General features: G+C 61.9%; 23 protein-coding genes and 5 pseudogenes. 13 read left to right on the top strand and 15 right to left on the bottom strand.

Features of this window, described 5'->3' with window-relative positions; genetic code table 11:
* Positions 1-56 precede the first annotated feature (56 nt).
* The 8 genes from QNO18_RS17580 to QNO18_RS17545 all read left to right on the top strand — a co-directional run bounded on the left by QNO18_RS17580 (position 57) and on the right by QNO18_RS17545 (position 7,885).
* A complete protein-coding gene (locus tag QNO18_RS17580) occupies positions 57-1,559 on the top strand; it encodes a sugar ABC transporter ATP-binding protein (protein WP_283178861.1) in 1,503 nt (500 codons plus the stop codon).
* On the top strand, positions 1,556-2,527 hold the full coding sequence (locus QNO18_RS17575) for an ABC transporter permease (RefSeq protein WP_283178860.1): 972 nt from the start codon (positions 1,556-1,558) through the stop codon (positions 2,525-2,527). The genes QNO18_RS17580 and QNO18_RS17575 overlap by 4 nt, the downstream gene beginning before the upstream one ends.
* Positions 2,524-3,534 carry an ABC transporter permease gene (locus tag QNO18_RS17570; protein ID WP_283178859.1) on the top strand — a complete coding sequence of 337 codons (1,011 nt, stop codon included), beginning with the start codon at positions 2,524-2,526 and terminating at the stop codon, positions 3,532-3,534. Before QNO18_RS17575 ends, QNO18_RS17570 begins: the two co-directional genes overlap by 4 nt.
* Before the next feature lie 9 nt (positions 3,535-3,543).
* Positions 3,544-4,572: an aldo/keto reductase gene (locus QNO18_RS17565; protein WP_283178858.1), complete on the top strand. Its 1,029-nt coding sequence runs from the start codon at positions 3,544-3,546 to the stop codon at positions 4,570-4,572.
* Between the two features lie 12 nt (positions 4,573-4,584).
* Positions 4,585-5,007 carry an RbsD/FucU domain-containing protein gene (locus tag QNO18_RS17560; protein WP_283178857.1) on the top strand — a complete coding sequence of 141 codons (423 nt, stop codon included), beginning with the start codon at positions 4,585-4,587 and terminating at the stop codon, positions 5,005-5,007.
* Positions 5,008-5,019: 12 nt separating this feature from the next.
* On the top strand, positions 5,020-5,850 hold the full coding sequence (locus QNO18_RS17555; RefSeq protein ID WP_283178856.1) for an amidohydrolase family protein: 831 nt from the start codon (positions 5,020-5,022) through the stop codon (positions 5,848-5,850).
* A 2-nt stretch (positions 5,851-5,852) separates the two neighbouring features.
* A complete protein-coding gene (locus QNO18_RS17550; RefSeq protein WP_283178855.1) occupies positions 5,853-7,370 on the top strand; it encodes an aldehyde dehydrogenase (NADP(+)) in 1,518 nt (505 codons plus the stop codon).
* A gap of 362 nt (positions 7,371-7,732) precedes the next feature.
* A complete protein-coding gene (locus QNO18_RS17545; RefSeq protein WP_283178854.1) occupies positions 7,733-7,885 on the top strand; it encodes a hypothetical protein in 153 nt (50 codons plus the stop codon).
* Between the two features lie 133 nt (positions 7,886-8,018).
* Here the strand turns inward: QNO18_RS17545 and QNO18_RS17540 are convergent, their stop codons facing one another.
* The 10 genes and pseudogenes from QNO18_RS17540 to QNO18_RS17495 all read right to left on the bottom strand — a co-directional run bounded on the left by QNO18_RS17540 (position 8,019) and on the right by QNO18_RS17495 (position 16,098).
* Positions 8,019-8,642, bottom strand: coding sequence for an IS3 family transposase (locus tag QNO18_RS17540; protein WP_283179267.1), 624 nt, complete (start codon positions 8,640-8,642; stop codon positions 8,019-8,021).
* Complete coding sequence (locus tag QNO18_RS17535) at positions 8,639-8,860, bottom strand: IS3 family transposase (RefSeq protein ID WP_283178853.1); 222 nt, start codon at positions 8,858-8,860, stop codon at positions 8,639-8,641. Before QNO18_RS17535 ends, QNO18_RS17540 begins: the two co-directional genes overlap by 4 nt.
* A gap of 49 nt (positions 8,861-8,909) precedes the next feature.
* Complete coding sequence (locus QNO18_RS17530) at positions 8,910-9,206, bottom strand: transposase (RefSeq protein WP_283178852.1); 297 nt, start codon at positions 9,204-9,206, stop codon at positions 8,910-8,912.
* Between the two features lie 480 nt (positions 9,207-9,686).
* A pseudogene (locus tag QNO18_RS17525) lies at positions 9,687-10,522 on the bottom strand (fumarylacetoacetate hydrolase family protein).
* A gap of 14 nt (positions 10,523-10,536) precedes the next feature.
* Complete coding sequence (locus QNO18_RS17520) at positions 10,537-11,289, bottom strand: SDR family NAD(P)-dependent oxidoreductase (RefSeq protein WP_283178851.1); 753 nt, start codon at positions 11,287-11,289, stop codon at positions 10,537-10,539.
* Positions 11,286-12,050, bottom strand: coding sequence for an acetoacetate decarboxylase family protein (locus tag QNO18_RS17515; RefSeq protein ID WP_283178850.1), 765 nt, complete (start codon positions 12,048-12,050; stop codon positions 11,286-11,288). The genes QNO18_RS17520 and QNO18_RS17515 overlap by 4 nt, the downstream gene beginning before the upstream one ends.
* An 11-nt stretch (positions 12,051-12,061) precedes the next feature.
* On the bottom strand, positions 12,062-13,249 hold the full coding sequence (locus QNO18_RS17510) for an alpha-hydroxy acid oxidase (protein WP_283178849.1): 1,188 nt from the start codon (positions 13,247-13,249) through the stop codon (positions 12,062-12,064).
* Between the two features lie 26 nt (positions 13,250-13,275).
* Entirely contained in the window at positions 13,276-14,544 is a 1,269-nt protein-coding gene (locus QNO18_RS17505; protein WP_283178848.1) for a TRAP transporter large permease, read from the bottom strand.
* 2 nt (positions 14,545-14,546) lie between these two features.
* A complete protein-coding gene (locus QNO18_RS17500) occupies positions 14,547-15,047 on the bottom strand; it encodes a TRAP transporter small permease subunit (RefSeq protein ID WP_283178847.1) in 501 nt (166 codons plus the stop codon).
* Positions 15,048-15,123: 76 nt separating this feature from the next.
* The gene (locus QNO18_RS17495; protein ID WP_283178846.1) at positions 15,124-16,098 is read right to left on the bottom strand and encodes a TRAP transporter substrate-binding protein; all 975 of its coding nucleotides are present in this window, start codon (positions 16,096-16,098) and stop codon (positions 15,124-15,126) included.
* Positions 16,099-16,218: 120 nt separating this feature from the next.
* Here QNO18_RS17495 and QNO18_RS17490 point away from each other — a divergent pair, with 120 nt between their 5' ends.
* Positions 16,219-17,181, top strand: coding sequence for a GntR family transcriptional regulator (locus tag QNO18_RS17490; RefSeq protein WP_283178845.1), 963 nt, complete (start codon positions 16,219-16,221; stop codon positions 17,179-17,181).
* A gap of 549 nt (positions 17,182-17,730) precedes the next feature.
* Positions 17,731-18,174 (top strand): hypothetical protein, encoded by a 444-nt coding sequence (locus QNO18_RS17485; RefSeq protein ID WP_283178844.1) that lies wholly within the window; start codon positions 17,731-17,733, stop codon positions 18,172-18,174.
* Positions 18,175-18,371: 197 nt separating this feature from the next.
* Here QNO18_RS17485 and QNO18_RS17480 read toward each other — a convergent pair.
* Together QNO18_RS17480 and QNO18_RS17475 are read right to left on the bottom strand one after the other, a co-directional pair.
* Positions 18,372-19,474 (bottom strand): IS3 family transposase gene (locus tag QNO18_RS17480; protein WP_283178705.1). Its coding sequence is split into 2 segments (ribosomal slippage): positions 18,372-19,213 and positions 19,213-19,474, totalling 1,104 coding nucleotides; the frame shifts between segments, so codons are not numbered across the junction.
* A gap of 89 nt (positions 19,475-19,563) precedes the next feature.
* A pseudogene (locus QNO18_RS17475) lies at positions 19,564-19,719 on the bottom strand (integrase core domain-containing protein); the annotation flags it as partial.
* On the opposite strand from QNO18_RS17475, the pseudogene QNO18_RS17470 reads away from it, so the two are divergent.
* A pseudogene (locus QNO18_RS17470) lies at positions 19,712-20,137 on the top strand (IS3 family transposase); the annotation flags it as partial. The pseudogenes QNO18_RS17475 and QNO18_RS17470 overlap by 8 nt on opposite strands.
* A gap of 43 nt (positions 20,138-20,180) precedes the next feature.
* Here QNO18_RS17470 and QNO18_RS17465 read toward each other — a convergent pair.
* Positions 20,181-20,813, bottom strand: a complete 633-nt coding sequence (locus QNO18_RS17465) for an AAA family ATPase (protein ID WP_283178843.1) — start codon at positions 20,811-20,813, stop codon at positions 20,181-20,183.
* A 96-nt stretch (positions 20,814-20,909) separates the two neighbouring features.
* Between QNO18_RS17465 and QNO18_RS17460 the strand changes: the two genes are divergently transcribed.
* Positions 20,910-21,161, top strand: a complete 252-nt coding sequence (locus tag QNO18_RS17460) for a hypothetical protein (protein WP_283178842.1) — start codon at positions 20,910-20,912, stop codon at positions 21,159-21,161.
* Between the two features lie 623 nt (positions 21,162-21,784).
* Positions 21,785-22,559 (top strand): annotated as a pseudogene (locus QNO18_RS17455) (integrase core domain-containing protein).
* A gap of 168 nt (positions 22,560-22,727) precedes the next feature.
* Here the strand turns inward: QNO18_RS17455 and QNO18_RS17450 are convergent.
* A pseudogene (locus tag QNO18_RS17450) lies at positions 22,728-23,288 on the bottom strand (SMP-30/gluconolactonase/LRE family protein).
* Between the two features lie 48 nt (positions 23,289-23,336).
* Complete coding sequence (locus QNO18_RS17445; RefSeq protein ID WP_283178841.1) at positions 23,337-23,570, bottom strand: hypothetical protein; 234 nt, start codon at positions 23,568-23,570, stop codon at positions 23,337-23,339.
* Positions 23,571-23,756 lie beyond the last annotated feature (186 nt).

Raw genomic sequence — 23,756 nt, 5'->3', positions numbered from 1 at the left:
CCGAAGGTACCGGAACTGGCACCCGAGCAGGCGCTGAGGCAGGGGATATCCTGTCGATGCGAGGAATTGAAAAGCGCTTCGGCGATGTAAAAGCACTGGAAAATGTGGATTTCGGCCTGAGGGCGGGTGAGATCCATGCGCTGCTTGGCGTCAACGGCGCCGGCAAATCCACGCTGATCAAGATCCTGTCGGGCGTCTATGCGAAAGATCGCGGCGTGATCGAGATCGCGGGTGAGAGCTATGAGCTCGGCTCGCCGCGCGCGGCCATCGAGGCAGGCGTTGCGGTGGTGCAGCAGCACCCTGAACTGGTCGGCGATCTGTCGGGTGCCGAGAATATCTTCCTGGGCAGCGAGGCCGCGCGCCCCGGTCTTTTCGTCCGCGTCAATCGCCGCGATATTGCCGCCCGCGCAGGCCAGATCCTGTCGCGTTTCCCGATTGAAATCGACCTGAGCCGCAAGGTCGCGGATATGCCCGCTGTCGAGCGTGAGATCGTCGCGATCCTGCACGCGCTTCGGCTGAAAAATGCGCGCATCCTGATCCTTGACGAGCCGACCTCGACCCTGACTGAGCGCGAAAAAGCCTCCCTCTTCGCGATGATGGCGATGCTGAAGGCACGCGGGATCGCCATCATCTACATCACGCATCGCCTCGAAGAGGTCTATGAGATCGCCGACCGCTTCACGGTGTTCCGGGGCGGCAAAAAGGTGGCCTGCCATACGGTGGCCGAGGCACGTGAGCGCGACATCTCAATCCCGAACCTGATGCTGGATTCGAAAACCGGCCTGACCTTCCCGCCGCGCTCCGACCTGGCCGATGGCGAGATCGTGCTGGAAGCGCGCGGGCTTGGCTCGGGCGATCTCTTCCAGGATGTGTCCTTCCAGGCCCGCAAAGGCGAGATCCTCGGGATTTTCGGCCTGGTGGGCTCGGGCGTTGATGAACTCTCGAAGGCGCTCTTTGGCGCGATCCGACCCGACCGGGGTGAGATCATGCTGAAAGGGCGTGAGACACGTTTCTCCTCGCCCGCCCAGGCGCTGAAGGCGGGGATTTTCCTTGTCCCTGGCGACCGACGGGCCGAGGGGCTGACGCTGGACGAAAACGTCGTCTTCAACACCACGCTGGCAAACCTCTCCCGCGCCTCGACCGGCAGCCTGTTGCGCTTTGGTGCCAATCGCCGCGCTGCGATGGAGCTGGCGCAAAAGGTTGACCTTTACCCGCTCAAGCTCGACCGCAATCTGCGCGGCTTCTCGGGCGGCAACCAGCAGAAGGTGGTCATCGCGCGCGGCCTCTACCGCGAGGCCGATGTCTATATCTTTGTCGAGCCGACCGTCGGCGTCGATATCGGTGCGCGCTCCAGGATCTATGCCCTGATGCGCGAGATTTCCAAAGACAAGGCGGTCATCGTGATCTCATCCGATTGCGATGAGGTACATGGCGTCGCTGATCGCACGCTGGCGCTCTATCGCGGCCGCCCGATTGGTGCGCCGGTGCGGGGGGATGACCGCGATAGGCTGCTTCATGCCGGGATCATGGGCAGCGCCACCGGAGGGAAAGCAGCATGATTTCGAACCAACTCCTATGGCGGCTGGGGGCCTTTGCGGCGATGAGCGCGCTGATCACCGTGCTTTTTGCCATGCAAAACAGCGCCTATGTGTCCGAGGGCAATATCCGCGCGCTGATGCGGCATATGTCGGTCCAGGGGCTGGCCGCGCTTGGTCTGACCTTTGTGATCGTTGTGCGGCATTTCGATCTCTCCTTCCCGGGCGTCGCCTCACTGGGCGCGATGACTTTGGGCTGGCTGATCGCCATCGGGATGCCGTTGTCGGTCGCAGTGGCCGGCGGCCTCGCGATGGGCTTTGTCTTTGGCCTGGTGAACGGAATCGCGGTCGCGCGCCTCGGTCTTCCAGATATCGTCACCACGATTGCGACCGGCGGCCTGGCCATCGGCTTTTCCTACTTCTACTCAAACGGCACTTCGATCTCGCAGAATTTCTTCATGTCGGGGTTGCTTGACCTGAATGACCGTAAGATCATAGGGCTGGATATGCCCTTCGCGATCCTGATCGGTACCGCGCTGATCGCCTGTGTGTTGCTGCATGCCTCGCGCTTTGGCGCCGGCTTCTATGCGACAGGGCAGAACCGGCTTTCGGCGCGCTTTGCCGGGGTACCGACGACCGCGCTGATCATCCTCGCCTTCGCGCTGTGCGGTACGCTTGCCTGCCTTTCGATCACGCTGCTGGTGGCGTCTTCCGGTGCGGCAAATGTCACCGCCGGCAATCAGCTGCTGATGCCCGCCTTTGCCGCCGTCTACCTCGGCGCGGCTTTGTTCGGCCGCCCCTCGGTCGGCGCCACCCTGTCCGGCACGCTTCTGATGTCGATGATGCTGAACGGCTTCACTTTGCTGGCGATCCCTTACTACTACTCGGACGCCATCGTCTCGACCGTCCTGATCACAGCCATCGCGATATTCGATCCGAGGATCTCCGGCGCGCTGCGCGATCTGTTCCCGGCGCGGAGGAAATCGGCATGAGCAATGCGACCACCTTTCACCCGGCGCAGCGCGCTGCCCCGGCGAGACAGGCCCCCAATGGCGGAGAGCTGCTGATGCGCTATGGTTTCTTCATTCTGGTGATCCTGGTTTTCGCCGCCTTCGCCTTTCTTCGCCCGACCTTCCTCGCGCCCGGCAATATCCACGGTATGCTGCTCTCCTCTTCCATCGCAGCGCTGATGTTTCTGGGCCTGACCTGGATCATTGCGACCGGCGAGATAGACGTGAGCTTCATGTCGGTGACGGCATTGTCGAATATGTTCACCGCATGGCTGGTGCAGGCAGGTTACGGCTGGGATATGGCGAGCCTTGGCGGCCTTGGCGTCGGTATCCTCTTTGGCCTGCTCAATGCGGCTCTGGTCGCCGGTCTGCGGTTGCCCGCGCTGGTGATCACGATTGCCACTGGCGCGCTTGCGGCCTCACTTGCAGCGGCACTTGGCAAGGGCACCTCGATCTCGCTTGGCTCTACCGGCTTTGTCGGCGATCTGCTGGCGGTCAAAATCGGCGTGCTGCCGCTGGTCGCGATCTTTGTCGGTCTGCTTTACGCGCTGGCCTGGTTCATCCAGGAAAAGCTGACCTTCGGCCATTATATCTACGCGATGGAGCAGAACCGCGATGCCGTGGCCGAGGCCGGGGTGCCGGTTAATAAGATGCTCTTCATGCTTTATATCCTGTCGGGCGTTGTCTCGGCGCTGGCAGGGGTGCTGCTGGCGGGGAACCTGTCTTCCGGTCAGCCCTATCTCGGCACGTCTTACTTCCTTGACGGGCTGACTGCGGTGCTGCTGGGTGGTATGGCGCTGAAGCTTGGCAAACCCAATGTGATCGGCACCTTGACCGCCGTGATCTTCCTGATCGGCCTGCTGAACGGCGCAGCGCTCCTCGGCTGGACCGACAGCGAGCGGCAGATCGTGCGCGGCTCTCTTTTGCTGGTCGGTGTCGGGCTGGTGGTCTTTGCCCGCACCCGGCGCCGCAGTGCAACCCATACCTGAGGAATACCCATGACCACCACCGCCGCAACCCGCCGCAAAGTCGGCAATACCGGGCTGGAACTGACCGCGCTTGGCATCGGATCGGCGCCGCTTGGCGGGCTTTATGCCGATGTGCCGACCGCCCAGGCCGTTGAAATGCTGCAGAAAGCCTGGGAACTCGGCATCCGCTATTTCGACACCGCGCCGATGTATGGCCTGACCCGGTCTGAACATCTGACCGGCCAGGTCCTGCGCGAGCATGACGGAAGCCACGCCCTTTCGACCAAGGTCGGCCGCCTGATGACGACCGAACGCGCCGGCCGCAAACTACCGCCCGAGCCACCGAAAAACCCGCTGGACCCCGGCTGGTGGAACGGTCTGCCGTTCCGCGAGGTGTTCGATTACAGCTATGACGGCGTGATGCGCAGCTATGATGACAGCCAGCAGCGCCTCGGCATGGACCGGATCGACCTTCTCTATGTCCATGACATCGGCCGCGTTACACATGCCGATCTGCACGATCATCACTGGGGTCAGCTGACAAAAGGCGGCGGCTTCCGCGCGCTGCAGGAGCTGAAAGCCGCTGGCAATATCAAAGGCTTCGGCCTTGGCGTGAATGAGTGGGAAGTAATCCGCGACGCGCTGGAGGAGACCGATCTCGATTGCTGCATGCTGGCCGGGCGCTATTCGCTGCTCGACCGCGACGCGGGCGAGACCTTCCTGCCGCTGGCGCAGAAGCGCGGCGTCTCGCTGGTGCTGGCCGGGGTCTATAATTCCGGCATCCTCGCCGCGCCGAAGGGCGGGCGCAAGAAGTTCAACTATGCCGATGCAGATCCGGCGATTGTCGCGCGCGTCGAGGCCCTGCGTTCCGTCTGCGACGAATACGACGTGCCGCTGGCCGCCGCCGCGATCCGCTTTCCGATGCGTCATCCCGCCACCACCTGCGTGGTGATCGGCGCCAAAACCGCCGCGCAACTGGCGCAGAATGTCGAATGGTTCAACACCGATCTGCCCGAGGCGATCTGGGCCGATCTCGACCGCGCTCTCGAAAACGCCTGACTGGAGACTGACATGCTCAAAACTATCAACCCGCTCTTGACGGGCGAATTGCTCGCGATCCTTTCCGATATGGGGCATGGCGATGAGCTGGTGATCACCGACGCCAACTTCCCCGCCGCGAGCGCCGCGCAGCGCCTGATCCGCCTGCCGCAGATCTCGGCCACCGACGCGCTGGAGGCGGTGCTTTCTGTCTTCCCGCTGGATGATTTCGTCGACCAGCCGACTGCCGCGATGGATGCCCCCGGCGAGCGCCCCGCGATCTATGCCGATTTCGAGGGCCTCTCGAAAGCTGCCGAGGGCCGCGAGATCGGGCTGGAGCTGATCGACCGCTTCGCCTTTTATGACCGCACCAAAGCCGCCTACGCGGTGATCGCGACCGGCGAGCGCCGACTTTACGCCAATATCATCCTGAAAAAGGGCGTGCTGCGCAGCTGAGGAGGGGGACGGATGCTCGACGCACATCAGCATTTCTGGAAGGTTTCGCGCGGGGATTACGGCTGGATGAGCCCTGAACTGACCGCGCTCTACCGCGATTTCGGCACGGAGGATCTGGAGCCGTTGATGCGTGCCTCGGGCATCACGCAAACCGTGCTGGTCCAGGCCGCCGAGACCGAGGCCGAGACGGAATTCCTGCTGGATATCGCCGCGAAGACGAATTTTGTCGCGGGCGTGGTCGGCTGGATCGACATGCTGGCCTCGGATTTCGCGGCGCGGCTGGATCACTATGCCGCTAGGCCGAAATGGATCGGCCTGCGCCCGATGTTGCAGGAACATGATCCAGCGCTGATCGCCGATCCGCGCTTCCGCGCAAGTCTTGCCGAAGTTGCGCTACGTGGCACGCCCTTCGATGTCCTGACCTTCCCGCGCCATCTGCCCGCTATGGTCGAGGCGCTGCAGGCCACGCCTGGCCTGCATGCGATCCTTGACCATATCTCGAAGCCCGATATGACAGGGCCGGTCGATGCGGAATGGGCCGCCGGCATCCGCGCACTGGCAACTGTGCCCGGCCTGCATTGCAAAATCTCGGGCCTTGTGACCGAGGCCGGCGCAGACTGGACGCCGGATCGCATCCGCCCCTTCGTCACCCTCGTCGCCGAGGCCTTCGGGCCGGAGCGGCTGGTCTTCGGCTCCGACTGGCCGGTCTGCACCCTGGCGGCAAGCCATGGCCAGGTCGTAGATCTCGCCCGCGATCTGCTCGGCAGCCTTTACGCTCCGGAGACCATGCAGGGCATTATGCAGGATAACGGCCTGCGCTTTTACCGCCTTAAGAAAGACTGAACATGAGTTTCACCCCGCATGGCAAACATCTGATCGCAGGCGCATGGGTCGCGGGCGAAGGCAGCTTCCGCTCGGAACCAGCGCATGGCGCGGCGTTTGATTACTCCACCGGCACCGTCGATCTGGTGAACCGAGCAGCGCAAGCGGCTGAGGAAGCCTTCTGGTCCTTCGGCTGGTCCTCGCGCGAAGAGCGCGCGGTGTTCCTTGAGACCATCGCCGATGAAATCGAAGCCCGCGCGGACGCCATCACCGAAATCGGCTCCTCCGAGACCGGCCTGCCCGCCGCGCGTCTGCAAGGCGAGCGCGGTCGCACCACCGGCCAACTGCGCCTTTTTGCGGCGCATATCCGCAAGGGCGACTACCTCGACCGCCGCCATGACGCGGCGCTGCCGGAGCGCCAGCCGCTGCCGCGCCCCGATCTGAAACTGGTCGAGCGCCCGATCGGCCCGGTCGCGGTCTTCGGCGCCTCGAATTTCCCACTCGCCTTCTCGACTGCCGGTGGCGACACGGCCGCCGCGCTGGCCGCGGGCTGCCCCGTTGTGATCAAAGGCCACTCGGCGCATCCCGGCACCGGCGAGATCATCGCCGAGGCGGTCCATGCCGCCATCACCAAATGTGGTATCCATCCCGGCGTCTTCAGCCTGATCCAGGGCGGCAGCCGCGATGTCGGCACCGCTTTGGTGCAGCACCCGCTGATCAAGGCAGTCGGCTTCACCGGCTCTCTCGCCGGTGGTCGCGCGCTCTTTGACCTCTGCGCACAGCGGCCTGAGCCGATCCCCTTCTTCGGAGAACTCGGCTCCGTTAACCCGATGTTTATCCTGCCTGAGGCCGCCAAAGCCCGCGCCGAAGCCCTCGGCGCCGGCTGGGCCGGCTCGCTGACGACGGGCGCCGGTCAGTTCTGCACCAATCCCGGCATCGCCGTGGTGGTCGACGGCCCGGATGCCGACCGCCTGATCGCGACTGCGAAAGAGGCGCTGAGCAAGGTCGCGCCGCAGGCGATGCTGACAGAAGGCATCGCGAAAGCCTATCGCGACGGTCAGGCCCGCTTCCAGAGCCGCAACACAGTGAGGCCGGTATTCGAGACGGTGTCCGAGGGCCGCCAGGCCTCGCCCAACCTCTATGAGACCAGGGGCGGGCAGTTCCTCGCCGACCATTCCCTGTCAGAAGAAGTCTTCGGCCCCCTGGGTCTTGTGGTGCGGGTGCGCTCTCTCAACGAGATGCAGACGCTTGCGCGTGGGCTTGAGGGCCAGCTGACCGCCACCATCCATTTAGACGCGGGCGATACCGAGGCCGCCAAACGCCTGCTGCCGGTGCTGGAGCGCAAGGCGGGCCGGGTGCTGGTGAACGGCTTCCCGACCGGCGTCGAGGTCGCCGACGCGATGGTGCATGGCGGGCCTTACCCGGCCTCGACCAATTTCGGCGCGACCAGCGTGGGCACGCTGTCGATCCGCCGCTTCCTGCGCCCGGTCTCCTATCAGAACATGCCCGAAGCGCTGGTCCCGCCCGATTTCAGCGCCTGATACATTTCAAATAGACAAAAGGCGCATCCGGAAGGATGCGCTGTAAGCGTTCTCTGCCTCCCACCTTCCGAGCGTCTTCATGATCGGTTCATTGGACTCAGATGATTGTTGGAACGGAGTTTCTTCATGGAGTATGCATTGGAGCTTCTCCCGGGCGGTGATGGCGACCATCGGAACCGGAATTAGCCGGATGAAGTGAAGGCGCGGGTCGTGGCGGGGACGTTGGTGCCGGACGTGACTGTGAACATCGTTGCGCGGCGGCACCGAGCGCCGGCGAACATATCTCTATTTGGCGGGCGCCGGCGCGGAAGGAGCGGCTTGAGCTGCCTGCACCCAAAGACCCTGTGGAGTTCGCGGCAATGATGTTCGGCCCCGCTGAAGATGGGCCGCGGCTCGATGTGGGTGGCGTGGCCCGGCAAGAGATCGTCGCAGGCGCGGTGGTGATCCATTTGGCTGCCGGGACCTCGGGGGAGCGGCTTGTGTCGGTTGCGCATCTCTTGGCGGCAATCCGGTGATCTTCCCGTCAAAGCGGGTGCGGATCATGGGGGCGACAAAAGGCCCGCCATCCATTGCCGCGGTTCCAGTGTAAAGCGGATACCCAAGCCTTGCTGAGCTACTCCCCGATGCTTGGACAGTTTTCGGGGATATTTAAGCTACTGCCTGCGCCTGCTGATCTGTTTCGATGCTGTTGAAGCAGACCACGGCGGGCGGCTGTCCGCCATGGGCAGTGTGGGGTCGTCGATGGTTGTAGAAGGTGATCCAGGATCCGATGGCGGCCTTTGCCTGCGATCCTGTTTCCCAGGCGCGCAGATAGACGCATTCATACTTCAGCGATCGCCACAGACGATCGATGAAGACATTGTCGATGCAGCACCCTTTGCCATCCATCGAAATCCGGGTGCCAACGCGTTTCAGGCGGTCAGTCCAGGCGAAGGATGTGAACTGTGAACCTTGGTCCGTATTCATGATCCCAGGCGCGCCGAAGCGGAGGATGGCCTCGTTCAGCGCTTCGATGCAGAAGTCCGCCTCCAGCGTGTTCGATATCCGCCACGCCAGCACCTTACGGGTGAACCAGTCCTGATGGCGACGAGATACAGGAAGCCGCGCCGCATCGGCAGCCGAGCAGGCGAACGCCACCGGTTCGAGAGAGCTTGCGAGAGTAATGTCAGCGCACCAGACCTGACCGGGCCGATCCACTCGCAGCCCGCGCAACAAATAGAGATAGATCTTGTGCCTCTTCCTCGGCTTGCTGGTGTTGGGCTTCCAGGTCAGATCGGCATCAGGCCCATGAGCCGCATCAACCGCCGGATGCGCTTCTGGTTCACGCCGTGCCCCTCGTTTTGCAGGTGCCAGATCATCTGGCGGACGCCGTAGAACGGCGTGTCGAGGAACTGCCGGTCGATCAGCCGCATCAGGCCGAGGTTCTGATCCGTTTCACCCGCCAGTTCATGGCAGAAGGACGAGCGCGAGATCGACGAGCCGGGCGGCACTGCGCCCCGATCAACAGCGCCGGGTGGCTTCGCTCGATCAGCCCACGCCTCACTTGCCGGTCCACGGCTTGAGTTTTCGTGACAAAAAATCGTTGGCTACCGCCAGCTCCCCGATCTTGGCGTGCAGTGATCGGACCGTCTCTTCGTCGACCTCCGCAACAGGCTTCTTGCTGCCGCGTTCGAAGATGCCCGCCGCCCCGTCGAGCAAGGCTTTCTTCCATTGATGGATCATCGTCGGATGCACGCCGTATTCGACCGCCAACTCCGACACAGTGCGCTCGCCCTTCAAAGTCTCCAGCGCCACGCGGGCCTTGAAGCCTGCATCATGGTTCCTGCGCTTCTTCATATTCTGATCTCCTCGTCCTTGGAGACCAGCAAATGTCAGATCGTAGCTTCCGTCACTGTCCGAATTCCGGGGAGTAGCTCAGATGGTTGTGGGTATCCCGATCTGGACAGTTGCGGAGTTACTAAGCTTTCCGAAGATGAAGTGGTTGGATGCTGCAGGCATTGTGGACCCGGGGGGCTGGCAGCGTTCGATCTGCGTGAGATTTTGATTGATTTCGCTCCGGGTGAAGTGGAACGGTCTTGATGACGGCTCGCAGCTGCCAGGTCCGGTGTCCGTTGCCTAACTCCGTGTTAAGTTGAAATGGGCCAGAAGTATCGGATGTCACGCGGATCGCTTACGTGCTCAGCATTGCCATGCCAGTCAGCTGCTTCTAAGCCATTGTCGGCCTGAACAGTTTCAGCAGGACGCCTGGCCGGCGTCCTGACCGTTTTCAGAAATGAAGTCGTGGAAAAGGCGCAGCTATGCCCGGCAGCTCAGCTTTCAAACGACCCTTTGCCGTTGCTTGCCAAGGCCATGCCCTCCCAGTTCGACCACATCCCCTGCCGCTAGATAGACCGGGTCGGGGCGCATCCCCATACCGACACCTGGTGGGGTCCCTGTCGCGATGATGTCGCCGGGCAAAAGCGTCATATGACGGCTGACATAGGCAATGATCTGGCGCAGTGTGAAAATCATCGTGCCGGTATTGCCGGTCTGCCTGCGGATGCCATTCACCTCCAGCCAGAGATCAACACTCTGGGGATCATCAATCTCGTCTTTCGAGACGAGCCAGGGCCCGACCGGGCCGAAGCTGTCACACCCCTTGCCCTTGTCCCATTGCGACGACTGCATCTGGAAGCCGCGCTCGGAAATATCGTTCAACAGGCAATAGCCGAAGACATGGTCAAGGGCGGCCTCTTCGCTGACATTTCTGGCAGTCGCGCCAATCACCACACCGAATTCCACCTCCCAGTCGAGTTTGGTCGAACCTTCGGGTGTGATCGTATCGTCATCCGGGCCGCAAATCGCACTGGGCGCCTTGAGAAAGATGATCGGCTCAGAGGGTTCGGCCAGGCCGGATTCCGCAGCATGATCTGAATAGTTCAGCCCGATGCAGATGTATTTCGAGATCCCGCTCCACGGCACGCCGAGCCGGGTTCCCGGAGCGACTTCTGGCAGAGCGGTCACATCCAGCGCAGCAAGTGCCGACAGCGCGCCGGGCCGCAGATGGTCGCTGTTCCAGCGGGGCACCAGGGCGGAAATGTCGCGGATCCGCCCCCGGCATCGACAAGCCCGGCGCGTTCCTCGCCCTGGGGGCCAAAGCTGCAAAGTTTCATGGCAGAGATATCCTTCAGTTCAGAGTAGAGCCGTCATCAACCACCCAGGCCGCGCCATTGACGTGGCGGGCCTGGTCGGAGAGCAGAAAGGAGACAGTCGGGGCGATGCCGTCAGGCGGGATCGGGGCAGCAGTGCCGCTGCGTTGCACGGCCTGGCCCTGCGCTGCGGCATTGCGGTCAATGGTGGCGATCATCGCTGTATCGACAGGGCCGGGCAGCACCGCATTCACGCGAATACCGCTGCCGGCCATATCCAGCGCGGCCACCCGGGTCAGGCCAAGCACGGCATGTTTCGCCGCGACATAGCCGGCCAGCCCCGCGCGGCCGCGAATGGAGGAGGTCGAGGCGATGTTGACCACCGCCCCCCCGCCCTGGCGGCGCATCCGGGCAAGGCTATGGTGCAGGCCGAGAAACACCCCGCGCAGATTGACCGAGATGACCTCGTCAAAGGCCGTAACCGAATACTGGTCAATCGGGGCGAAAGGCCCGGCAATGCCGGCATTGTTGACCAGCGCGGTGACAGGGCCAAAGCGCTGCTCCGCGGCCTCGAATGCAAGGAGCCAGTCTTCATCGCGGGTCACATCCGCCCTGAACCCGGCGGCCTGACCCCCGGCTTCCCGGATCCCGCGCGCAGTCTCTTCACCTGCACCGCTAAGATCTACCACCAGCACCGCATAGCCGTCCAGCGCCAGAGTATCAGCGATGCAGCGCCCGATGCCGCCGCCGCCCCCGGTCACGAGGGCGACACCTGTTGCAGCTTCGCTCACGGCACCAGCCGCTTCACAAGACGACGTTCTTCCTTCGCAAAACCACCGGCGTAATCTGTCGAAACCATGAACTGCGCCGAAAGGACTTCGGGCTCCAGCTCGGTCAGCGGATCAAAGGCAGACTCGTGCAGTTTGAGGTCGATCCGCCCCGGGATGGGGGGGCTGTAGGGCAGAGGGAAGGCACGATGGACTACATCGGCATAGGCTGTGCCGGGATGTTCGGGATGGGGGAACCGGCGCACATGGATCTCGCCGCGGGGCTGGTCCGGGCCATCGACCAGCCGCACCACCGGGGCCGCCGGATCCGGGGTGAAGGCGAAATCGGCCACCGGCACCGTGCGGCGGTTCACCCAGCCCGAAATCGAGCCATCCTCTTTCTCGTCAAAGGCATAGGTGCAGTCTTTCTTGGTATAGCCAAAAAGCTCGCGCCCGGCGGCAATGCCCATCGGATCTGAGCAGAACATATAAAGATGGGTCTGGGTAAAGAGCCCCTCGCAGCGCACGGCGGCTGTCACCATCAGGTCGAACATGCGGTCATTGTGGTATGACAATGTATGACCGGGCGAAGCCATAAAACGGAAAGCCACACGGTCATTCACCGGCTCAAACGGGGTATGGGCCAGCAGCTCACGCAGCTTTGCCGCATTGACGCGGGTCATCACCTCGAGATTGCGCAGCTGGCATTCCCATTCCAACGGATAGGCGGGTGCGTAGGGCGGCATCACACCGCTGTCGGGATGCATCTTGTAATTGCCGAACATGTTTTGTCCTTTCAGTCGGTCATGGAGGTATGGGGAAAGTCGGCCGGCAGATCTGCGGCGGCCAGAATGGAGGCATCGACCTGCCCGATATCGGTCTGGCCGCAAAGCGCCATGGTGATATCAAGCTCGCGATGCATGATTTCGAGGCAGCGGCGGACGCCGGTTTCCCCCATCGCGCCAAGCCCATAGAGAAAGGGCCTGCCGATATAGGCGGCATGGGCGCCAAGCGCGCGCACCCGCAAAAGATCCTGACCACTGCGGATACCGCCATCGATATGGATCTCGGCCTGGGACCCGATCTTTGCCACAATCGCAGGCAGCGCACTGACGCTTGACGGCGCACCATCCAGCTGCCTGCCGCCATGGTTCGAGACGATCACCGCATCGGCTCCCTGATCCACAGCGGCCTGGGCGTCGTCGGGCGTCATTATGCCTTTCACGATCAGCTTGCGGTCCCAGATCCGGCGCAGCCAGCCGATATCCTCCCAGGTCAGGGTCTGGTCGAATTGATCGGCAACCCAGCCGGCGAGAGAAGTGACATCGCTGACGCCGCTGACATGGCCGACAATATTGCCGAAGCTGCGCCGTTTTGTGCCCAGCATCCCAAGACACCAGCGCGGTTTCGTCGCCAGATTGATGAGGTTGCGCAGGCTGGGCTTTGGCGGGGTGGACAGGCCATTCAGGATATCTTTATGGCGCTGGCCCTGCACTTGCAGATCAACGGTCACCACAAGCGCCGAGCAACCCGCCGCATGGGCGCGCCCGACCAGCCTTTCGATAAAGCCGCGGTCTTTCATCACATAAAGCTGGAACCAGAAAGGGTTGCCGGTCTCGGCGGCGACATCCTCGATCGAACAGATCGACACCGTGGAAAGGGTGAAGGGAATGCCGAAATCACGCGCGGCGCGGGCGGCCAGGATCTCGCCATCGGCACGTTGCATGCCAGCGAGGCCAGTCGGGGCCAGTGCCAGTGGCATCCGCACCGGCACGCCCAGAACATGGCTCTCCAGCCGCCGCCCCGCGATATTGCGCCCGACGCGCTGCACGAAACCGAGGCGCGCGAGATCGCGTTCATTGGCGCGATAGGTTGCTTCAGTATAGGCGCCGGAATCGACGTAATCGTAGAACATCCGGGGCACGCGGCGCTTTGCCAGCTGACGCAGATCTTCGATACAGGTGATCATTTCGGGACGTGTCATGGTCTTTCGCTGCCTCACTTTGTGCTTCAGCGTCCGGTCAGCACGAGGCTGAACCAGGGCACGAAAATGATCACAATAGTGAAGGCCATATAGCTGAAGATGAAGGGAATAATGGCCCGCATGAACTCGGAAAGCGGTGTGCGGGTGATGGAACAGGTGGCAAACATGATGGTGCCGACCGGCGGTGTGACCCCGCCCAGATGCGCCATCAGCACGAAGATGATCCCGTAATGCACCGGATCGACACCCAGCGAGGTCACCACCGGCAGGAAGATCGGGCCAAGGATCAGGATCAGCGCCGTCCCATCGATGAAGGCGCCTGCAATCAGCAGCAAAAGCGAAACCAGAAGCAGCATCAGCCCGGCATTATCGGTCAGATCCAGCATGGCCCGGGCCACCGATTGCGGCACCTGTTCAAAGGTCAGGATCCAGCTGAATGCCGCCGAGGCCGCAAGGATCAGCAGGATGGCCGATGTTGACACCACGGTCGAGCGCAGCGAGGCGAATACCTGCCCGAAACTCGCCTCGCGGTAGGCCAGCACACAAAGCGCAGTATAAATCACCGCAACGCTCGCGGCCTCTGCCGGGGTAAAGACGCCGCCGCGGATCCCGACAATGATGATCACCGGCAAGAGGATCGCGGGCAGGGCCGAAAGGAATGCCTTGCCCAGCGGGATCTCCGGCGCGCCGGTCTCGGGCGGCTCCCACTGGTTGCGGCGGGCGGTGATCCAGGTCTGCACCATCAGCATCGCGGCCAGCATTAAGCCCGGCAGAATGGCGCCAGCGAAAAGCTGGCCGATCGAGACATTGGTGACAAAGCCGAACAGGATCAGCCCAATCCCCGGCGGAATCATCGGTGCGATCAGCGAAGTGATCGCCGTCAGCGCCACCGAATAGCCACGCGGATAGCCGCGACGGGTCATTTCCGGCACCATAATCTTTGCCTGCATCGCCGCATCGCCATTTGACGACCCCGACATGCCCGCCAGCAGGGTGGAAAGCGCCACATTGGTCAGGGCGATCCGACCCCAGAATTTCCGGGTCAGAACGCTGGCAAAAGCCATCACGCGCCGGCTGATCCCGGAAATATTCATCAGCTCGCCGGTCAGGATGAACAGCGGCACCGCAATCAGGGGAAAGCTCTGGGTGCCGACAACCAGCCTTTGCGCAAAGATCATGTCGAGGATCGACGGCTCGAACAGCACATAGACCAGCGACATCATGATCAGGATCATCCCGACCGGAACACCCAGCAAAAGCAGGACGACAAAAAGAACGCCAATAATTGCAAGCATGGTCAGGCCTTTCCCGCAGGAGACAGCAGCAGCCGGACAAGGCGGATCGCATAAGCGACAGCCAGAAGGCCGAACCCGACCGGCAATGCGGCGTAAAGCCAGCGGGTCGAAATTCTGAGAGATGGGATCTGGGTGCCGGTGCGCTCGACAAGGGCAAGGCCGATGCGACAGAGATAGCAGGCTGCCGCCAGCAAGAGCGCATAGCGCAAAAACACGACCATCCGGTGCAGGCGAGGGGGCAGCATATCAGTGATGTCGATGCCCATATGAGCGCCGTCGCGTTCGGCCATCACAAGGCCCAGAAAGATCAGCCAGGCGAAAAGCAGTGTCGAGACGTCAAAAGAGGAGACCAGCGCAAGGTTGAACCCATAGCGCATCACAACGGCGATAAACACGATCCCCACGATGGAAATCAGAATGAGAATGGCAAAGATCGCGATGATGCGGACAAGACCGCTCTCAAAGCGATCCAGCCAGGAGGCGGCTGCGCTTGCTGTCGTCATGATTTGTCCTTTGGAAGGCGCGAGGGACAGGCGGATCAGGCGGTGGCCGGAGGTCCCGGCCTCTGTCCTGACATCGTTACTCCGCGTCCAGAATAGCCCGCGCGCGGTCATACAGGCCCGGGGTCCATTCGGGGAAAGAGGCGGCGATCAGACCCGCATTTTCGGCAAAGGCAGCGCGGTCCACATCGCCGATAATGGTCATCCCATTGGCGCGCAGCTCCTCGATGCCGGTTTCATAGCTGGCGATCGAGGCCGCCGACATGGCGGCACAGGCGGCGGCAGTTTCGGTCTGCAGCACCTCCTGGCTGGCGGGGCTGAGCGCGTCGAATTGCGAGGCGCTGATCACCAGCGGCACGACATCCTGAATATGATTTGTCTGGATCAGATAGCGGGCATGTTCGTAATGCCGCTGATCCAGAATCGACAATGGCGGCGCCTCGGCGGCATCGATCACGCCCTGCGCCAGTGCGGAATACACTTCGGGCCATGGGATCGGGGTCGGCGCGCCGCCCATCACCTGTTCCACCATCTGGGTATAGATTGTAACTGGCTGCACCCGGATCGACATATCCTTGCTGTCGGCTGGGCTGCGCACTTCGCGGTTGCGGGTGTAAAGATCACGAGTGCCGTAATGCAGGTAACACATCACCCGAAGATTGCTTTGCAAAACACCTTCATTCAGCCCGGCGACGAGGTCCGAGCCCACCAGGCGTTCGACATCCCCGATCCCGTCATACATGAACGGATAGACGAGGATCGAGAAATCCGGCAGGTAATCAGCCAGATTTCCGGCCTGGACCTGACCCATCAGATCGGCTCCGAACGACATTTGTTCGACGATCTGGCTGCTCTCCCCCAACTGGCCCGAGGGGAAGACTTCAATCCGGACTTCCCCACCGCTGCGCTCATGCACGCGTTCGGCCAGAGCAATCGCCTCGCTGTGCACGAAATGCGTCTGACCATTCATATGGGCAAAGCGGATCACGGTTTCTGCCTGAGCCGCCGCTCCGGCCATACAAAGGGCAAATGCCCCCATCCCGGCTGCTTTCATCTTCAGCTCCTCCCCGAACATAGATGATTCTGCGGGCAACCTATTGCTTATTGCGCCCAATGTGCAATAACTAATTGTGCTGAAGAGAACTGGGCGCCGCGCGCGGAAGTGAGGGTTACCATGGCCAGAGACGATGTCGCCTCGCTGTCACGACAGGTTCATGCAGGTCTGCGCGATCTGATCCTCAGTGGCAGCCTGACCGCCGGTGAACGGCTGGTGGAACTGCAACTGACCCGCACCTTCGGCGTCAGCCGCTCGCCTGTGCGCCAGGCCCTGGAGCAGCTGGAGGCAGATGGGCTGGTGACATCGCTGGGCCGCAAGGGGTTTTTCGTGGCGGGGCAGGCGGGCGAGATCATGGCGCAGAACCCGATGCCGCTTGACCGAGTTTGCCTCGACCAGTCCCGGCAATGGGAACGGATCTATGCCGAGGTTGAACAGGCCGTGCTGGCCGCAGTGCTGCGCCAGCAGGTGCGGATCAATGAGTTGCGGCTGGCCGAGCATTTCGATGTCAGCCGCAGCGTGACGCGGGATGTGCTGGCCCGCATGCATGCGGTTGGGCTGATCGACAAATCCCGTTCAGGCACCTGGATCGCCGAACATGTCACGCCGCGCCGGGTCCGGGACTTGTATGATCTTCGGGCATTGCTTGAGCCGGCGGCGCTCGAACTCGCCGCCCCCCTCCTACTGCCCGCCGCGATCAGCGAAGCCCGAAGCAGGATCGCGGATCTGCTGCAGAAAGAAAGCGTCGACAGCGCCAGCTTTGACCGGATCGAACGTGATCTGCATGTCGATCTGCTGGGTGCCTGCCCCAATCATGAGATTCTCCGGGCTCTGGAGCGCACCCATATCCTCTTCGCGCCGACCCGGCACCTGTTTGACCCGGTTCTCAGTATTCCGCTGGATCAGATCGGCGATGCGCTTCACGAACATCTTGAAATTCTTGATCTTCTTTCCCGCAAGGAAACGGCCTTTGCAGCACGGCAGCTTCGTGACCACCTTACCGGTGCCGTGGAGCGCTGGCTGGGGCGATTTGAGAAGGAATTACCCCGAATTGGATCCGGCATGCCTCCTTATCTCAGCTAGGCTCAGGCAACTCTCCGGTCACACTGCGGGTCCTTGAGCTGCTCTTTCCCACGGCACCGTCAGCCCGGGCCGTGTGACTGGTTTCGACACATAACAGCATATTTTGCATGACTCGCCGCTCGCATTCCTGCTCTGAATGGACAAATACTTACCGCCGGCATCCGAACAGGACCGTAACACAGTATTGAAGACCTCCTTTTGAAGAACCAGGTGCCGCGCGAACTCATCACCACCATCAAGCCCAACTTCACCGACATAACGGGTCTCCGACACCCGCCGGCAAAAAAGATCAACCTCTTGAGTCGCTCATGAGCTAGCTGTGGGTGCAGGCCAAGCGCGGTTCGAATTCGCGATCCTTTGCCCGGAAAACCTGCAGTCTTTTTGAATGCCTTGAGGGTGGTGGTGACAGAGAGAAGTTAGATCTTTGCTGCCTCGACCTCCGGCACGGCTACTGTGGGCCGCGGAAACAGGTCCAGATGACAGTGAAAATCGATCAACCTACAAGCCCTCGCTTCTGAGGTAGTCACGGAACTCCGTGAGACCTCTCTCGTGAACACCGAACCAACCGTCCCTTTCGACAGCTCCCAGCGGGAAGGGACCACTTGCGATGGCCCGTACCCGCAGATTGCCGATCACGTCCAGGTTGGCGAGCCTCATCGCGAGGAGGTCGTCCCGAATTTCCGGATCCCTCCAAGCGTCCCTGATATTATGACGATAGCGCGTCTCATCGTCGATCCCGGCTCCGAAAAGTGCTGCGCGGCGGATCACGCAGGGCACGCAATACCCGCATTGCATGATTTTCCGCTTCCTCTTGCCGCAGGAAACCGTCCTGGAGAAAATATCGGTTGGCCGACCGGCGCTCACGCCTTCGCGCATCATCCCTCCTTTGGTCAGATGGCGAAACTCATTCGTCAGCGTGATCGGCAGCCCCACAGCATTCAGCAGATCCTGGAAGAGGCCGAGAAAGTGGGGTGCGTGGTGCAAGTGCTGTGAGATCCAACACGCCGGCACGTAAGGGGAGCGTTCAGAGCGATGAACCCGTTTTCTGGAACGAACAGTGACCTGCCCCCGGTCGTCCCTCGTTCATATGCTCTGCTCCCCTGGTTAGGACCGCCGCGATCTGGAGTTTCGCGGCTCTTGCTCTGCTCCCCTGGTTAGGACCGCCGCGATCTGGAGTTTCGCGGCTCTGATCACGGAGGCGGGCTGGCTGCGCCACCGGGAATATGCAGGTTGATCGGCACGTTGTAACCGATCGCACTGTGAGGCCTGACCTCGTTGTAGTCTCTGCGCCAAGCCTCCAACTTTTCGCGCGCATCCGCAAGGTCCATGAACCAGTGGGCGTTCAGGCACTCCGCCCGCAGCTTGCTGTTGAACGCCTCAATGAAGCCATTGTCGGTGGGTTTCCCCGGTCGGGAGAAGTCCAATGTGACACCATTGGCATAGGCCCACAGATCCAGGTCGCGGGAGATAAACTCGCTGCCGTTATCGACCCTGATCGTCTGCGGGTAGCCGATCTGCCGACAGACCCGTTCGAGCGTCTGAACCACATCCTCGCCCCGGTAAGCAAATCGGGGATCCGTCGCCGGGCAATAACGCGAATGGATATCCACGATGGTCAGGATCCGCAGTTTCTTGCCCAGGGCGAGCTGGTCATGGACAAAATCCATCGCCCAGACCTCGTTCGGTCCGGAGGCCTCCTGTCGGTCCTCGCGCAGCCTCGCCTTCACCCGGCGCTTCGGATGCCTGTTGCGCAGCTGCAGGCCCAGCTCATTGTAAATCCTGCGTGTCTTCTTGATGTTCACCTGCCAGCCCTCCCGCCGCAGCAGCACATGGATGCGCCGGTAGCCATAGCGCACACGCGTTTCGCAGATCTCGCGGATCCGCAGTTCGAGGCCGGCCTGCCCGGTGCGACGGGATTTGTAATGGTAGCTCGAAGTGTCGAACCGCAGCGCCTGGCAGGCCCGTCGGATCGAGACACCCCAGTCAACCAGAAGCCCGTCAACAAGCTTGCGCGTCCGGACAGGCCTCAGAGCTTTCGGCGGATGACGTCCTGCAGCATCTCGCGGTCGAGCGTCAGGTCCGCCACGATCTTCTTCAGCCGTGCATTCTCGTCCTCAAGCGCCTTCAACCGCCGCATCTCATCGGGAAGCAACCCGCCATAACGCTTCTTCCAGTTGAAGTATGTGGCCTGGCTGATCCCCGCCTTGCGGCAGATCTCGGCAACAGGCGTGCCTTCCTCGCCCTGCTTCAGAATGAACGCCTTCTGCGCTTCCGTGAACTTCGATGCCTTCATCGTCTTCAGCTCCTCTCCCAGCCAGGGAAAACTAGCCGAAAACTCAAGCTTAAGACGGTCCAGTTTCCAGGGGGCAGAGCACAATCGGTCAGGCTGTCGAAGATCTCCTCGTTTAAGTACTCGTCCCGCAGGCTGCCGTTGAAGCTTTCGATGTAGCCGTTCTGCTGCGGCTTGCCCGGGTCGATGTAGTGCCATTCGACGCCGTTCTCGTTGGCCCACTTCAGGATGGCCTTGCTGGTATATTCCCGGCGCGTGATTGGTTGGTCGATGCAAAGCAGGCAGACAACGGATATCGTTCTGCAGGCCCTGCTCATGGCTGTCTGGCGGCGCAAACCGAAGGGAAAGGTGCTGATCCACTCAGATCAGGGCAGCCAGTTCGACCTGCATGGATTGGGCTGCGTTGCCTCACGCGCCCACAATCTTGAGCATTCGATGAGCCGCCGCGGCAACTGCCACGACAACGCCGTCGCCGAGAGTTTCTTCAACCGCCTCAAGAGCGAGCGGATCAGGCGCAGGACATACCGGACCCGCGAAGAGGCAAGGCAGGACGTGTTCGATTACATCGAGATGTTCTACAATCCAAAGCGCAAACATGCGAGGAACGGGATGCTGTCGCCCGCCGAGTTCGAACGGCAGCAGAAGATGAGACGTGAACGCGTCTAAGAAACTCGGGGACATTCAGAAGATGGGGCAGGGGGATGCGGTATCAGCGCAGGAGCGGACCTTTCTCCAGATCCGCGGCCCGCTGCAGCATCCGGCCCGCGATCCTCAGGCTGGGACGATGACCCCACAGGGAGGGGTGCGCCAGCACCTCCGCGATTATCTCGATGGCGGTCTCGGAGAGCTCGCGCCTTGCGCCCTCCCGGCGCACGAAATCGCCAAGCTCCACGCATGTGAGGTGGCGCAGGCGGATGGGCGGGCAGCGACTGCGGAAGGGCTCCGAAAGGATGGCGGCGGTGTTTGCGGTGAAGATCCAGCCGATCCACCTCATGTCGAACTCCACCTGATAGTAGGGGCAGCTCCAGCGCCTGGCGCTGAGCGGCTCGAGCAGGGGCAGGGTGGCTTCCGTAAGGCCGAAGGCATGTCCCTTGGTTGTGGTTGGCGCGCCCGCCTTCTCGATCTCGTCCACCACCACGATCGGGTTGGCGACCGCCGTTCGCAGGATCGTCCTGATGAGCCGTCCCGGCTCCGCGCCGCTCCAGCCGCGCTGGCTGCCCACCAGCCCGAAACTGGCCGCCTCGCTGCCCACCTCCAGCACCATGACCGGCGCCGTGAGCAGGTCACCGAACTTGCGGGCCCAGTGACTTTTGCCAATGCCGGGCGGGCCGCCGAGCAGCATGGGCGGCAGCCGGAAACCCTTCCAGCCCTCGCGGACGGACCGGCGCATGGCATGCCAGGCGAGCTCATTAGCCGGGCCCATCCAAGGCATGTCGGTATGGAGCCCGGCGGCGATCTCATCCGCGCGATGCTCGCTGGGGATGTCGATCAGCTCCGCGCCATCGGCCAGCGCCCGCAGCGCGTTGCGATCATCCGACTTCAGATGGCTCGCGCCCGGCAGTTTCGCCCGGGCCGCCAGGATCAGGTCAACACGGCGTTCGATCCTGTCGACTTCATGATCGCGGAGCTTTTGACCAGCTCTTCGAGCTCCTTGGGGCTGAGCGACTTCGCAGCCTCGACCGTGGCCTGACGCAGGCGGACGAGATGGACCGTGAAGCGGGATGTCAGCTTGTAGCGGCTCGCGTCTGGATCGAAGAGTCTGACCCCAAGCATGGGTATTTTGGGCATGTTTTTGAGAACCTCGCGGCATGAGGGGACCGGCACGAAAAGCGGTCGCTTTCCGGTTGGTCGCGGATGGATGTCGAAGAGATCCGGCGTGGGGATCGGGTTGCGGTGGCCGGGTTAGTGCATCCAGTGTTGCTGCAATGTTCTCGATTGAGTCAAGCCGAGGGTCTGCGAAGGTGGCCGGCATTGAGAGGCTGGAAGTCTCTTGAGTTCGCCAGGAGAGCGATCACCGTAAGATATTGATATTGTCGGTATACGATGCCGGAGATCAAAAAAGTGGAAGTTATACTCCCGCAAAGTGGTCGCCAAAACGTCGAAAGTGGCGTCTTTTTGGCCGCCGTTTCACAGTGACATTTCTACTTTGGTTCTACATCAACCGACTTTGGCAACGACGCCAAATAGCGCATAGCCGTAATTATGTAACAACTATATCGAAGCCGAGCCAGACTGAGCCATTCCTGGGAAATCGGACAGTGACGGAAGCTACGTTCTGACATTTGCTGTTCTCCGGGGACGAGGAGATCCGGAATGCGGAGACGCAGGTACCCTGAAGCGGGCTTCAAGGCGCGCGTGGCACTTGAGGCCGTAAAGGGGGAGCGCACTGTGTCGGAACTGGCGGTCGAATACGGCGTGCATCCGACGATGATCCACCAAGGGAAGAAGGCGTTGCTCGACGGGGCTGTGGATATCTTCCAGCGTGGCGGCAGAAAGCCTGTTGTGGAGGTGGATGAAGAGACGCTCCGGTCGCGGCACGCCAGGATCGCAGGGTGAGCCCGCGAACGCCATGCGTTCGGTAGAGCGGGCGAACGTTGTCGTCAACGATTTTTTTTCACGAAAGCTCAAGCCGTGGACCGGCAAGTGCGGCGTGAGATGATTGAGCGGAACCACCCGGCGCTGTCGACCGGGGCGCAGTGCCGCCTGCTGTCGATCTCGCGTTCCTCCTTTTACCACGAGTCGGCTGGCGAGACGGATCAGAACCTCTGCCAGATGCGGCTGATTGACCGGCAGTTCCTCGACACGCCCTTCTACGGTGTCCGGCAGATGACCTGGCACCCGCATCTCGATGGACGGCAAGGGGCGGTGCATCGACAATGCTCTCATCGAGCGCCTCTGGCGGTCCCTCAAGTATGAATGTGTCTACCTGCACGCCTGGGAGACCGGGTCGCAGGCAAAGGCCGCCATCGGATCCTGGATCACCTTCTACAACCATCGGCGTCCCCGCACCGCCCATGGCGGAAAGCCGCCCGCCATGGTCCGCTTCAACACAATTGTAACAGATCAGCAGACAAAGGCAGTAGCTTAAATCAGCCGGAAATCTGTCCAAGGATCGGGGAATAGCTCAGTGTGATTAATAATCCGTGATCAGACGGCTTGAAGCTTGTCTGGCGCGCCAAGGCCCGCGTCGACAGCCGATGCTGGCCACCGGTCAGCTGATGGCCAGCATGGGCGGCATCCCCTGCGGGCCATCTGGTCAAAGGGCGACGGGCGGGTCGAACCGTCCGCGAAAATCAAGCGCGGTGATGAACGTGGCACCGGCCTCCGGCAGGCCAATTCGGTCCGCTTCCGGAATGCCGTGAAGCGCCGTGGTGACAAGCATGTGACGCGCTTCTGGCCCGACAAAGGCCGGGCAGGTGACATTGGCGGCTGGTACAGAAAGTGAACCGATTTCCCGACCATTCGGCGTGTAGCCGTTTACCTTGCCAAGCCCATAAAAAAGTCAGCCAGATATTGCCATCTGCATCGGTGACAGCGCCATCGGGCTGCCATCGAGCGGGCCGAGAAAGGTCTCGGGCGCGGCCAGCGGGCGGCCATTCCGGGGATCGGTTGCAACCCGCATGATGGTGCGGCTGGGCGTGTCGCAGTAATAGGCGATGGTTCCATCGGGCGAAAAACAGATCGCGTTCGGGATCGTGATTCCCGCCCACAGCCGCTCCAGGCGCCCCCTGAAATAGTGGTAGAAGCTGCCGACGCCCGGCTCGCATCTCCAGCCATGGTGCTGATCCAGAAGGCCCCGACGGGTGGACCCGCGCATCGTTCGAGCGGGTGACCCGATCATCCGCCTCGATGGCGAGATGCAGACTCAACGCGCCGGTCCGCGGATCACGCAGGTAAGGCCGTTTTCAGCCAGCATCAGCTGCCGGCCATCTGTCGTCACCGCCATCGCGCTGGCTGAAAAGGGCAGTTCATGCACCTCGGTCTCGCCGCCGCCTATCTTCCGGGTGAAGAGGCGATTGCGTTCGATATCGAACCACCAGGCGAGATCGCGCGCCGGGTCGTAACCCGGCCCTCGCCCAGCTCCAGCGGTGGTTATCAAGCATTTGCATGGCGTTTCTCCTTTGCGGGATCAGAACAGACGCCGGACCACAGAGCCGGCCTGCTGCGGAAAGCGGGTAGAACGGTTGTGCAGGCCTGCCCGAAGCCGCGAGCCAGGATCCCGAACAGGTCGCCATCCTGGGTGCGATCCCGTCTCAAAGATGAGTGCTGCCGGGCTGAACTTATG

The organism is Gemmobacter sp. 24YEA27 (assembly GCF_030052995.1).
GTDB lineage: Bacteria > Pseudomonadota > Alphaproteobacteria > Rhodobacterales > Rhodobacteraceae > Pseudogemmobacter.
Note: the sequence above shows the minus strand (reverse complement) of the source record. Positions and strands in the feature narration are given on the sequence as shown.